General features: G+C 69.9%; 11 protein-coding genes. 7 read left to right on the forward strand and 4 right to left on the reverse strand.

Annotated elements, in window-relative coordinates:
- Nucleotides 1-82: 82 nt before the first annotated feature.
- Genes ACIRG5_RS20715 through ACIRG5_RS20725 form a run of 3 tightly spaced genes read left to right on the forward strand, consistent with a single transcriptional unit; the run spans nt 83 to nt 2,461 of the window.
- The gene (locus tag ACIRG5_RS20715; protein ID WP_402906774.1) at nt 83-787 is read left to right on the forward strand and encodes a hypothetical protein; all 705 of its coding nucleotides are present in this window, start codon (nt 83-85) and stop codon (nt 785-787) included.
- Between the two features lie 10 nt (nt 788-797).
- Complete coding sequence (locus ACIRG5_RS20720) at nt 798-1,859, forward strand: sensor histidine kinase (protein ID WP_402906775.1); 1,062 nt, start codon at nt 798-800, stop codon at nt 1,857-1,859.
- Nucleotides 1,856-2,461, forward strand: a complete 606-nt coding sequence (locus ACIRG5_RS20725) for a DNA-binding response regulator (RefSeq protein WP_402906777.1) — start codon at nt 1,856-1,858, stop codon at nt 2,459-2,461. Before ACIRG5_RS20720 ends, ACIRG5_RS20725 begins: the two co-directional genes overlap by 4 nt.
- Here the strand turns inward: ACIRG5_RS20725 and ACIRG5_RS20730 are convergent.
- Both ACIRG5_RS20730 and ACIRG5_RS20735 read right to left on the reverse strand, forming a co-directional pair.
- On the reverse strand, nt 2,458-3,540 hold the full coding sequence (locus ACIRG5_RS20730; protein ID WP_402906779.1) for an oxygenase MpaB family protein: 1,083 nt from the start codon (nt 3,538-3,540) through the stop codon (nt 2,458-2,460). The genes ACIRG5_RS20725 and ACIRG5_RS20730 overlap by 4 nt on opposite strands.
- 107 nt (nt 3,541-3,647) lie before the next feature.
- The gene (locus tag ACIRG5_RS20735) at nt 3,648-4,289 is read right to left on the reverse strand and encodes a GntR family transcriptional regulator (protein WP_402906781.1); all 642 of its coding nucleotides are present in this window, start codon (nt 4,287-4,289) and stop codon (nt 3,648-3,650) included.
- A 50-nt stretch (nt 4,290-4,339) separates the two neighbouring features.
- Here ACIRG5_RS20735 and ACIRG5_RS20740 point away from each other — a divergent pair, with 50 nt between their 5' ends.
- Together ACIRG5_RS20740 and ACIRG5_RS20745 are read left to right on the forward strand one after the other, a co-directional pair.
- Nucleotides 4,340-4,756: a VOC family protein gene (locus tag ACIRG5_RS20740; protein WP_402906783.1), complete on the forward strand. Its 417-nt coding sequence runs from the start codon at nt 4,340-4,342 to the stop codon at nt 4,754-4,756.
- Nucleotides 4,757-4,853: 97 nt separating this feature from the next.
- Entirely contained in the window at nt 4,854-6,095 is a 1,242-nt protein-coding gene (locus tag ACIRG5_RS20745; RefSeq protein WP_402906784.1) for a cytochrome P450, read from the forward strand.
- Here ACIRG5_RS20745 and ACIRG5_RS20750 read toward each other — a convergent pair.
- Nucleotides 6,085-6,675, reverse strand: a complete 591-nt coding sequence (locus tag ACIRG5_RS20750) for a TetR/AcrR family transcriptional regulator (RefSeq protein WP_402906786.1) — start codon at nt 6,673-6,675, stop codon at nt 6,085-6,087. The two genes, ACIRG5_RS20745 and ACIRG5_RS20750, sit on opposite strands and share 11 nt — an antisense overlap.
- 106 nt (nt 6,676-6,781) lie before the next feature.
- Between ACIRG5_RS20750 and ACIRG5_RS20755 the strand changes: the two genes are divergently transcribed.
- Nucleotides 6,782-9,859, forward strand: a complete 3,078-nt coding sequence (locus tag ACIRG5_RS20755) for a S8 family peptidase (protein ID WP_402906788.1) — start codon at nt 6,782-6,784, stop codon at nt 9,857-9,859.
- Here the strand turns inward: ACIRG5_RS20755 and ACIRG5_RS20760 are convergent.
- Nucleotides 9,856-10,143, reverse strand: coding sequence for a hypothetical protein (locus ACIRG5_RS20760; RefSeq protein WP_402906790.1), 288 nt, complete (start codon nt 10,141-10,143; stop codon nt 9,856-9,858). The genes ACIRG5_RS20755 and ACIRG5_RS20760 overlap by 4 nt on opposite strands.
- Nucleotides 10,144-10,211: 68 nt before the next feature.
- Here ACIRG5_RS20760 and ACIRG5_RS20765 point away from each other — a divergent pair, with 68 nt between their 5' ends.
- The gene (locus ACIRG5_RS20765; protein ID WP_402906792.1) at nt 10,212-11,468 is read left to right on the forward strand and encodes an alpha/beta hydrolase family protein; all 1,257 of its coding nucleotides are present in this window, start codon (nt 10,212-10,214) and stop codon (nt 11,466-11,468) included.
- Nucleotides 11,469-11,582 lie beyond the last annotated feature (114 nt).

Genomic DNA, 11,582 nt, shown 5'->3' on the forward strand with positions numbered 1-11,582 from the left:
CACCGCACGGATGGGACTTGCGTCGAGTTTCTTCGACTCTCGATGCATGACGATTACGGTCTCGCCGGCGGTTCGACCGCTGATGCGTCACGGAGCAGAGATGCTCGTGGCGATGCTGGCAGGGATGGCCCTGCTCGGGCCCCTGTGGACGCCGGAACGGGCCGACCTGGCCGCCCTGTGGATGGCGGCGTCGATGTCCGTGCCGATGGCGCTGTGGATGCGCTACCGAGGTCACGGCCGGATCGTCGAGATGTGCGCGGCGATGTTCGTGCCGTATCTCGTGCTGCTGGTGCCGCACTGGTTCGGGCTGCTGGACGGCGACGCGGTCGAGATGGGCGGGCACCTGCTGATGCTGCCCGCGATGGCCGTTGTGCTGGTCCTGGGACGGCACGACCACGGACAGCCCAGCACGAACCCGGTGATCCGGATGCTGGGTGATCACTGGCCCGCGGTGATCGCGCTGGCGGTCTCGTTCGACTTCTGGCAGGAGCACGTGGTGCCTCCTGTGTGGACCCTGTTGCTGTGCCAGGCGGCGTATCTCTTCTGGGGACGGCGCGCGCCTCGGGTGCAGCTCGCGGTGTTCAGCCTGTACGCGGCGCTGGCCGTGGCGGTGATCACGGTGTCGTCCTCGGCCGGAGTGCTGCTGATCGCGTTCGGGTGGGGCGCGCATGCCGTCTGGGATCTCGTGCACCACGTGCGCAACGCTGTCGTGCCGCGCTGGTGGTCGGAGTTCTGCGGCGTGTTCGACCTGGTCATCGCCGTCACGATCCTGATCGCGTGGTTCTAGGCTGATGGCGATGAACGACCTTCCGCACACCGCGTTGCGCGGCACTCTCCACCTGCTGTGGATGGGGTCGCTCGTCGTGCCGCTGATCTCGGTGCTGCGCGAGCCGTCCGCCACCCGCTGGCTCGGGGTGCTGGGCCTGCTGGTGCTGGCCGTGGCGTACGCGGTGACGTTGCGAGGCGGGCCGCTGTGGGTGCTCGTGGTCGCGACCCTGGTGACGATTCCGCTGGTGGCGCCGGTCGGGCCGGACGAACTGTCGACGTGGGCGTGGATCGGCGGCGCGGCGGCTGGGTTCGCGCCGTTGCTGCTGACCGGGCCGTGGCGGTGGCTGGCGGCCATCTGCGCAGTGGTGGTCGCGGGCCTCGTCGGGGCCGCTCACCACGGCGACCACACGAGGTACCAGATGATCGCGGTCTCGGTCGGGCTGACGATCATAGCGATGGCCGGGCTGCCGATGTGGTTCGCCGGGCTGCTGGGGCAGGCGCGGGCAGGGCGTGAGGCGCAGGCGGAGCTGGCGGTGAGCGAGGAACGGCTGCGGTTCGCCCGCGACGTGCACGACCTGCTGGGGCATCGGCTGACCGTGATCGCGCTGAAGTCCGAACTGGCCGGACGCCTCGCTTCGACCGATCCCGAGCGGTCGGCGGCGGAGGCGTTCGAGGCGCAACGACTGGCGTCCTCGGCGTTGGAAGAGGTGCGTGACGCCGTGCACGGCTATCGCGCGGTGAACCTGCCCGAACAGCTTGAGGCCGTGCGGAACGTGTTGCAGGAAGCCGGTATTCGCTGCACCGTCTCGGACGTTCCGGTGCAGGGCGAACACGCGACGCAGCTCGCGCTGGCGTTGCGGGAGGCCTGCACCAACGTACTGCGGCACAGCCACGCGACGTGGTGCATGATCGACGTCGCTGTCGCCGAGGAGGAGGCGCGGATGACCGTCACGAACGACGGCACCGAGAAGCCTTCGAGCGAGGGCAACGGGCTTCGCGGTCTGCGCGAACGACTTGCGGCCGTGGGCGGTCAGGTGTCGGCGGAGAAGTCGGGCGACGTGTTCACGCTGCAGGTCGTGGTGCCCGCGTGATCAGGGTGCTGCTGGCCGACGACGAGGAGCTGATCCGCGACGCCCTCGCGGCGCTCCTCGACCTGGAGCCGGATCTGGAGGTGGTGGCCCGCGCGGGGGACGGCCGGGCCGCCGTCGAGGCCGCGCGGGCGCACCGTCCGGACGTGGCCGTGGTGGACCTGCAGATGCCCGAGCTGGACGGCCTGGAGGTAACCGAGGAACTGGCGCGCGTGCTGCCGTCGTGCGCTGTCGTGATCCTGACCGGCCGTGGCCGTCCGCCGCACCTGCAGCAGGCGCTGCACGCGGGGGCGAAAGGCTTCCTGCCCAAGGGATCGCCCGGCGGCACGCTCGCGGACGTGATCCGCCGCGTGCACGCCGGTTCGCGCTGGGTCGATCCCGCACTGGCCGCCGACGCGCTCGCCGCTCCCCCGTGCCCGCTGACGCAGCGCGAGCTGGAAGTGTTGCGGCTCAGCGAGTTCGGCACCCCGGTCGCCGAGATCGCGGCGCGCACGTCGTTGTCCGCCGGGACCGTCCGGAACCACCTGTCGGCCGCGGTCGCGAAGCTCGGAGTCGGAAGCCGTGGCGAGGCGTTCTCGGTCGCGCACGACCACGGGTGGCTTTAGGTCCTGAGGCAGGCCGGCACGGTGAGGGTGGTCGGCCGGCCGTCGGTGAGCGTGCGGACGCTCGCGCCCAGCAACAGGTCGCCCGCCTTGTCCAGCACGGCGCGAGCGACCCGGCTGCGGTCCTCGCCGCGTTCGAATACGCGCATGACCCTGGCGCCGGCGTTGACCGTCCGCGTCCAGCCCTTCGAGTGCGGCACCTCCAGCCAGTCCGCGACCTCGGCGTCGACGACCTGCCGCACCATCGCCGCGACCACGCCGTCGAAGGCCCTGCCAGGCACGAACTTCTCGTACAGCTCCACGAGGTTCCTGGTCAGTTCGACGCCTTCGGCCGACGGCGCGTAGGAGGCCCGGACCATGGTGTTGCTGAGTTCTTCCGCTTCTTCCACCGTTTCCGGCATCGTGTCCGGGCGGATGCCGAGCACCGCGCCCGCGACGCGCCAGACGTGGTAGTAGTCCTCGGCCTCCGTGTCGGTGACCGAGACGCCGATGCGGCGCATGCCTTCGATCACCTGCACGGAGAAGATCAGCAACGCGCCGAGCAGGTCCTGCTGGCACACCGGAACGCCGTCTGCCGCGTGGTCCCACTCCGGTGAGCGGCCGACGAAGTAGCGGACCGCCGCGTGGATGAGCCGGGTCTTCTGGATGGTCGGCACGAACGAGCCACCCGTGCCGAAAGCGTTGGGCTCCATCATGTTCAGCACGAACTGCGACGTCTCCGACAGCCTGCGGTGCGGCTGGTTGAGCCGGTGCGTGAGCGTGAGGACCTTCGACGGCCGGGGTTGCGCGTAGCAGTTGACCATCGCGCCGAACGACAGCACCGACGCCACGTGCACTCCGTCGTCGATGAAGAAGTCGTGCGCGCGGGCGACGCGCTCCTCGTCCATCCACTCCGGCGGATCGTCGGTGGCCACGAGGTAGTCGCGGACCACGGGCGGCAGGTGTTCCGGGATCGGCTCGTCGTTGCCGCGGAACTCCGCGAGGACCCGATTGACCTCGGTCAGGCTGCCGCTCTCGATCAGATGCGCGATCACGGCGTCGGCGAGCGGGTCGCCCTCGTACTTCAGCGCGTGCAGGTCCACCGGCCGAGCGTATGGGCCCGTTCAGGCCGTTGATCGGGCTGATCACCTCTTCGGCCCAGCGAATCCACGCGATCGTGTGTGCGGGCCGTTCGGACGGCTCGATCCCGCTACGAACCTGAGGTGAGCACGTCGAACGCGTGCCTGCGGTGCTCCGCGAACAGTGTCAGCGCCCCTTCCACGTTCCCCAGCCGCAGCGCCGCCACCAGGTCCCGGTGCTCCTCCCGGATCTGCTCCAGGTACCCGTCGGTGCTCAGCCGCACCCGCGTGATCAGGAACAGGTGCACCTGGGACCGGATCGCCTCCCAGGCCTGGGTCAGTCGCGAGTGGCCGGCGGCGGCGTACACGGCGTCGTGGAACGCGATGTCGCACCGCACCATCTCGTGCGGCGTCGAGGCGCGTTCCATCTCCACGGCCGCCGCGGAGATCTCCTCCAGTGAGGCGCCCGTGGCCACGACGCGCTGGACGGCCAGCACCTCCAGGGCGCCGCGCAGGCTGTCCAGTTCGGCGACGTCCTGAAGGGACAGCTCGGCCACCGTGGCGCCGCGGTGCCACTCGGCGCGCACGAGACCTTCTCGTTCCAGCAAGCGCAGCGCGTCGCGGACCGGGCCGCGGCTCACCCGCAGCGCCTCGGACAGCTCCACCTCGCGCAGGGCACTGCCCGGCGGGTAGCCGCCGTCGAAGATGGCCTCGCGGATCATGTCCGCGACCTCGCTGCCCAGACCTCGGCGTCGCGCCGGACCCACCGTCATGTGAGCAATGTTAACAAGGAGACATCTTGTCGGAATGTTAACATCTGGACATGCCGAACATCCCTCGTTTCCACCTCGCCATGCCCGTCGACGACCTCGCCGCCGCCCGCCGCTTCTACGGCGAGACCCTCGGCCTGGAGCAGGGTCGCAGCTCCGACACCTGGGTCGACTGGAACCTGCACGGCCACCAGTTCGTCACCCACGTGGCGCCGAGGACCGAGCGCGTCAGCAACCCGGTCGACGGCCACGACGTGCCGGTCCCCCACTTCGGGCTGGTCCTGACCGTCGACGAGTTCCAGACGCTCGCGGCCAAGCTCACCGACGCCGGCACGAAGTTCGTCATCGAGCCGTACGTGCGGTTCCAGGGCGAGCCCGGCGAGCAGTGGACGATGTTCCTGCTGGACCCGGCGGGCAACGCGCTCGAGTTCAAGGCGTTCGCGGACGACGCGCAGGTGTTCGCAGTCTAAAGAAAACCAAAAAATCTTGCACAACGCGCAAGTTTCGGTAGCGTGGGAGTGACGCCGAGCCACGACCCGGTCACACCGGGTCAGACAGGGAGAGGCCATGACCACGGCCGAGCGGCAGCGCAGCGCTCAACAGCTCATCCGCCCGCAGTTGCCCGCCGAACTCACCAACCGCGACGGGTGCCCGTTCGACCCGTCGAATGGGCTGACCGAGCTGAGCGGGCAGGGGCGGATCCACAGGATCGAGCACAACGGCGACACCGTCTGGCTCGTCACCGGGCACGACGAGGCACGGGCGGTGCTCGCCGCGCCGCAGATGAGCTCTGACCGGATCAACAGCCCGCGGGCGAGGGCCCTGATCTCGCCGGAACTGCACGCGGAGCTGTTCCCGCCCGAGCGCCAGGCCGGGTCGTTCATCTTCATGGACGCCCCTGAGCACACCCGCTTCCGCAGGCTGCTGACCGGCCAGTTCACCGTGCGCAGGATGCGGGATCTCACGCCGCGCATCCACGAGATCGTCACGGACAGCCTAGACGCGATGATCGAGAAGGGACCGCCTGCTGATCTCGTGCACGACTTCGCGCTGCCGGTGCCGTCACTCGTGATCTGCGAGCTGCTGGGCGTCGACTACGGCGACCGCGACGAGTTCCAGCGCCGCACGGCCAAGCTGCTCAGCCTGAACACCACGATCGACGAGCAGATCAAGAACACGGTCGAGCTGCGCAAGTTCATGCGGGGACTGGTCGACGCCAAGCGGCGCAGTCCCGGCGACGACCTGCTGTCCGGGCTGGTCCGCGACACCGACCTCACCGACGACGAGCTCACCGGCATCGCGAACCTGCTGCTCATCGCGGGCCACGAGACCACGGCGAACATGCTGGCGCTCGGCACGTTCGCGCTGCTGGAGCACCCCGACCAGTTCGCGAAGCTGCGCGACGAGCCGGAGCTGACCGAGAACGCGGTCGAGGAGCTGCTGCGGTACCTGTCGATCATCAGCATGGGCGTCTCCCGGCACGCCAAGGAGGACGTCGAGATCGGCGGCGCCACCATCCGCGCCGGTGAGACCGTCGTGGTGTCGGTGCCGGCGGTCAACCGCGACGACAGCCAGTACGACGACCCGCACGCCCTGCTGGTCGACCGGCCGCGCGGCCACCACGTGGCGTTCGGGCACGGCATCCACCAGTGCCTCGGGCAGCAGCTGGCGCGTGTGGAGATGACGGTCGGCTTCACCGAACTGCTGAAGAGGTTGCCGGCGCTGAAGCTCGCCGTTCCCGCCGGCGAGGTGCCGCTGCGGACCGACATGTCGATCTACGGCGTGCACTCGCTCCCGGTCACCTGGTGAATCCGGCACCGAGCTGGTCGATCATCCGGCCGACCAGCTCGGTGACCTCGAACCTGTCCGTGGCCTGGGGTGTGTCGAGCCACCACTGCACGACCGCGCGCATCGACGCGAGGATCGTCGACGCCGTCACCGCCGGATAGGGGTCCGCCTGGGGGTCCACCCCGCAGCGCACCGCGATCGCCGCCGTCAACGCCTGCTCACGGGCGGAGTAGGCGGCGAAGAAGTGCGGCAGCAGTGCGGGGTGCTGCCGGAGCTGACGCAACTGGCGGAGCCGGTCGAGGTCGACGTAGCGCGGATAGATCGACCGCAGCGCCTCGCGCAACGCGACCAGCACCGGTTCGCCCGCGGGCCGTGCGGCGAACTCCTCCACCAACGCGAGAGCCGTGGCCGTGTCGCCGGCGACGACCGCTTCCTCCTTCGAGGAGAAGTAGTTGAAGAACGTCCGCAGCGACACCCCGGCGGCCCGCGCGATCTGCTCCACGGTCACCCGGTCGAGGCCGTGCTCCACGCACAGGCTCCAGGCGGCGTCACCCAGTGCTTCCCTGGTCGCCGCCTTCTTGCGTTCACGCAGGCCCGTCATGGCGCAAAGATTAAAGCGTCCCGGAAATTGGTGTAGACCTTGTCACCCAGGCGAGCACCTCACTACGGTCCGTGAGAACGCTCTCACAAGACCTTCGGAGGACCGGGTGCGCCTACTCGGAGTCGTCGTCCTGGCCGGGGCCGTGTTCACCGCGGGCCAGGCCCATGCCTCTCCCCCACGTGCCGCGACAACGGCGCCGACCGTCACGCTGATCACCGGGGACCAGGTGCTCACCGGGCAACGGGCGGTCAGACCGGCGCCCGGCCGTGAACGAGTCCTGTTCTCCACCTACACCGCGCAGGGCCACGAGTACGTGGTGCCGCACGACGCCATCCCGATGATCGCGGACGGCCGCCTCGACGAGCGGCTCTTCGACATCACCGAGCTCGCCACGTACGGCGGCGCCCTGCCGGTGATCGTCACCTACCCCGAAGGCACCCTGAGCGCGCAGTCCGGCCTCCAGCTGCGCAGCATCAACGGCGTGGCGTTCGACGCGGCCAGGACGCCGCTCGCCGGCACCCTGTCCACGTCCGGCGCGAAGAAGATCTGGCTCGACGCCAGGCGCAAGGCGAACCTCGACCGCAGCGTCGCGCAGATCAACGCCCCCGCGGCCTACGCGGCGGGACTCACCGGCAAGGGCACCACGGTCGCCGTCCTCGACACGGGCGTCGACAACACCCACCCGGACCTGGCCGACCGCGAGATCGGCGAACGCAACTTCTCGGGCTCCGCGGACAACGGCGACCACTACGGCCACGGCACGCACGTCGCGTCGATCATCGCGGGCACCGGCGCGAAGAGCGGCGGCAAGTACCACGGCGTGGCACCGGACGCGAGCATCCTCGACGTGAAGGTGCTGGGCGACAACGGTTCCGGCCAGGACAGCGGGATCATCGCCGGCATGGAGTGGGCGGTCGAGCAGGGCGCCCAGATCATCAACATGAGCCTCGGCGGCTACGACACCCCCGAGATCGAGCCTCTCGAAGAGGCCGTGAACCGCCTCAGCGCCGACAAGGGCACGCTGTTCGTGATCGCAGCCAGCAACAGCGGCCCCAACGCGCGCACGGTCGGCTCCCCCGGAACCGCCGACGCGGCACTGACCGTCGGCGCGGTCGACGACCAGAACGAGATCGCGGAGTTCTCGAGCCGCGGCCCGACGCAGGCCGGAACCCTGAAGCCCGACCTCACCGCACCCGGCGTCGGCATCGTCGCCGCCCTGCACTCCGACGGCAGGATCGGCGCCCCGGTCGCCGACGGCTACACCTCGCTCGACGGCACCTCGATGGCCACCCCGCACGTCGCGGGCGCGGCGGCACTGCTGCGCCAGCAGCACCCGGACCTGGGCGGCGCCGCGCTGAAGGCCCGACTCACCGGCAGCACCACGCCCACCGCGAAGCTGACCCCGTTCGAACAGGGCTCCGGCCGCGTCGACGTCGCCAAGCTGATCAAGCAGAACGTGACGTCCTCCCCGACGAGCATCAGCTTCGGCGCGCACCAGTGGCCGCACACCGGCGAACCCGCGCTGTCCAAGGAGATCACGTACTCCAACGCGGGATCCGAGCCGGTCACGCTCGACCTCGCCACGGACACCGGCGGCACCCTGTTCAGCGTCTCTCCCGCCAAGCTCACGGTTCCGGCGGGCGGCACCGCGACGGCCACGGTCACCGCGGACATCGCGAAACAGCCCGCGGGCGGCGTGTTCGGCGGCGCGATCGTCGCGAGCGGCGTGCGCACCGCGGTCGTCGCCGACCTGGAGGTGGAGAGCTACGACGTCACGATCACCGGTGTCGAACGGTCCGGCGTCACGACGGCGTCGACCTTCGCGTTCCTGATCAACGTCGACACCGGCGCCCGCGTCTGGCCGGACAGCACGACCGGCGTCGCGCGCGTCGCCAAGGGCCGCTACATCCTTTCCGGCAGCGTGCTGTCGTCCACCGGTGCCTGGACGCACGACGTCATCAACTACCCGAACCTGACCGTCTCCGGCGCCACGACGATCAACCTCGACGCGCGCCAGGCCAAGCCGGTCAAGGTGACGCTGCCCGTGACCGCGCAGCTCTCGTTGCTGCAGACCGGTTTCGAACGGGTCGTCAACGGCACCGCCTACACCATCGGCAACTTCTCGGTCGGCGGTTCGATCGACCACCTCGGCGTCGCGAGCCTCGGCCCCGACTCGAACGAGGTCACCGGCAAGATCGCCACGTTCTGGAACGCGGGCCAGGACTTCTACGGACTCGCCTGGTACCAGAAGGGGCACGCTCCCAACGGCCTCACCAAGACGATCGCCAGGAAGGACCTCGCCACCGTCAAGGTCGACATGCCCGCACTCAAGCCGGGTCAGAGCGCCTCGATCGGCCACACCTCCTCACCCGCGGGCCGCGCCGACTGGACCTACGGCTCGCTGGACAACTACACCTCCGGCCAGCGCACCGAGTACTACGGCGGCGAAGGCGGGGACTGGTCGCGCAGGTTCAACCTGTTCGACGAGACCGGGAACATCGGCGCGCTCGTGACCCCGCTGCGGCACTACCGGCCGGGCAGGTCCTACGTGGAACCGTTCAACCGCGCGGTGTTCGGCCCGGCGCTGCCCGAGACCCGGGGCGTCCCCCACTCGTTCCGCACCGGCGACTTCGTCCGCGTCACGATCCCGCTCTACGGCGACAACGCGGGCAACGAGGGCTACAGCCCCGTGACCGAAGCGCGCACGACCGTGTACCGCGACAACGTCAAGGCAGTCGAGACCGCCGAGGCGGGCTGGGCGATGCTGGACGTCCAGCCGGGCGCCGCGCACTACCGCGTGGAAACCTCCGCCGTGCGCGACACCGCCCTGAGCTCCAAGGTGTCCGGCGTGTGGACGTTCCGCAGCGACACCACGGCGAAGCAGACCGCGCTCCCCCTGTCGGTCATCCGCTTCACCCCGCAGCTGGACGACAACGGCCACGGCCGCGCCGGCCAGATGCTCTCGGTGCCGATCTCGACCCAGTCGCAGGTGGACTCGGTGCGCGTGACGTCCGTCGAGGTCTCCTACGACGGCGGCACCACGTGGAAGCGCCAGCAGATCACGGCCGGCCGCGTCCTGCTGGCACACCCGAAGGACGCCAAGTCGGTCTCCTTGCGCGCCAAGGCGTCCGGCAGCGGCCAGACCGTCGAGCAGACCATCATCGACGCGTACCTGCTCCGCTAACGGAACGCGCCCGCGTGCTCGTTCGCCCGGTGGGCTCGCGAGCGCGCGGGCCTTCCCAGCACGTCCTCGACGCTGCCGACCACCGCCACCTGTTCCGGCACGGACAACGCCTCGGGCCCCGTCAACGTGCACGCACGGCCGCCGTGCCCACCCCTCACGAGCACGGCGGCCGCCACCGCGCCGATGTCGCCTTCGTGCACGAGCGCACTCCGCGCGTACGCGAACGGCTCACGCACCACCTGACGTCCGGCGTTCCCGGTCGCCCCCGTCACGAGAATCGTCATCGGCTCGACCGTAAGACCTCCAGTTATCTGGAGATCAAGCCCACGCCCCGTCGCGTAGCTTGGGAACCGTGCGGGAACTGACCGACGAAATCGCGGCCGGCCACTGCCCGCCGCCTGCCAAGCAAGCGCCGACCGGGGTGAGCATCCCGGGCCGGCACGTCGCCGAGGTCGCGCGGCACCCGGACGGCCGGCTCGCGGTCATCACGTGGTCGTCGCCGAAGATCGACCCCGGCCTGCTCACTCCAGCGCTGCACGTCGTGGAGACCGACGGCAGCGTCACGGACCTCGGCGCGACACCCGCGGACGCCGGTTCGCCGGTGTGGTGGGGCGACGAGGTCTGTTACCTGGCGCTGACCCCGCCGCACCTGCAGGGCGGCAACGCCGTCTTCGACCAGCGGCACCGCAACCTCACCGAAGACATGCGCGCCTGCCCGATCGATCTCGTCCAGGACGACGGCGACGCGCCGATCATGGTCGTCGCGACCGGCCTGGACACCGAGTTCCACCGCCTGGACGGCCGTTTCCTCGGCTGCGTCAGGGGATCGCACCTGCCGCCGCGTTATCGCGACCTCGACGGCATTCCCTGGGGCACTCAGGAACGCCTCCAGTACCAGGCGCGGGACGGGCTCGACCTCGACGGCCTGCTGGTGCTGCCTCCGGGCAGGACCAGGCGCGACGGACCTCTTCCTCTCGTCACGATCGTCCACGGCGGTCCCTACGACCGCTGGACCGACGAACTGCAACTGCACTGGGTGCCGTCGGCGCAGTGGTTCGCGCACCAGGGGATCGCGGCCTTCCTGCCCAACCCCAGGGGCGGGCAGGGGCACGGCCACGAGTTCGCGGCGGCCGTGGCGAAGAAGGTCGGCCAGGAGGAGTGGCACGACATCGAGACCGGCATCGATCTCCTCGTCGCGCAAGGGATCGCGGACCCCGACCGGCTCGGCATCGCGGGCTGGAGCCACGGCGGGTTCATGGCCGCCTGGGCCACGACCAGGACCGACCGGTTCAAGGCGGCGCTGGTGGGCGCGGGCATCTCGGACTGGCCGCGGCTCATCGCCACCGGCGAGTGGGGCACGTTCGAGGCGGCGCTGGGCGACAGCGCCGAACACAGCCCTCTCACCTACGCGGACCGGATCCGCACGCCGATGTTGATCGTGCACGGTGAGAACGACACCAACGTGCCGGTCGAGCAAGCAGAGCTCCTGCACCGCGCGGTGAGGCACTCAGAACTCGTCGTCTATCCCGGCGAGGGGCACTCGCTCCGGCAGCGTGAGCACAGGCTGGATCTGCTGAACCGAACCAGAAGGTTGTTCGCGAAGCTCTGAAACTTGCGCAAACCTTACGCAAGATCGGCAAACTGTGAGCAAGTCACCGCAAGCCAGCACATCGCGATCAAATCAATTTTCTGGGCAGGTTCGGGCCCGAACCTCCCGCAACGC

The sequence above is a fragment of the Lentzea sp. NPDC102401 genome, assembly GCF_044765805.1.
Classification (GTDB): Bacteria; Actinomycetota; Actinomycetes; order Mycobacteriales; family Pseudonocardiaceae; genus Lentzea; species Lentzea sokolovensis.

What these genes read in the sequence shown, in the direction of transcription:
- ACIRG5_RS20715 (WP_402906774.1), top strand. Translation starts at nt 83, where the DNA reads ATGCGTCACGGAGCAGAGATGCTCGTGGCGATGCTGGCAGGGATGGCC.
- ACIRG5_RS20720 (WP_402906775.1), top strand. Translation starts at nt 798, where the DNA reads ATGAACGACCTTCCGCACACCGCGTTGCGCGGCACTCTCCACCTGCTG.
- ACIRG5_RS20735 (WP_402906781.1), bottom strand. Translation starts at nt 4,289, where the DNA reads ATGACGGTGGGTCCGGCGCGACGCCGAGGTCTGGGCAGCGAGGTCGCG.
- ACIRG5_RS20740 (WP_402906783.1), top strand. Translation starts at nt 4,340, where the DNA reads ATGCCGAACATCCCTCGTTTCCACCTCGCCATGCCCGTCGACGACCTC.
- ACIRG5_RS20745 (WP_402906784.1), top strand. Translation starts at nt 4,854, where the DNA reads ATGACCACGGCCGAGCGGCAGCGCAGCGCTCAACAGCTCATCCGCCCG.
- ACIRG5_RS20750 (WP_402906786.1), bottom strand. Translation starts at nt 6,675, where the DNA reads ATGACGGGCCTGCGTGAACGCAAGAAGGCGGCGACCAGGGAAGCACTG.
- ACIRG5_RS20760 (WP_402906790.1), bottom strand. Translation starts at nt 10,143, where the DNA reads ATGACGATTCTCGTGACGGGGGCGACCGGGAACGCCGGACGTCAGGTG.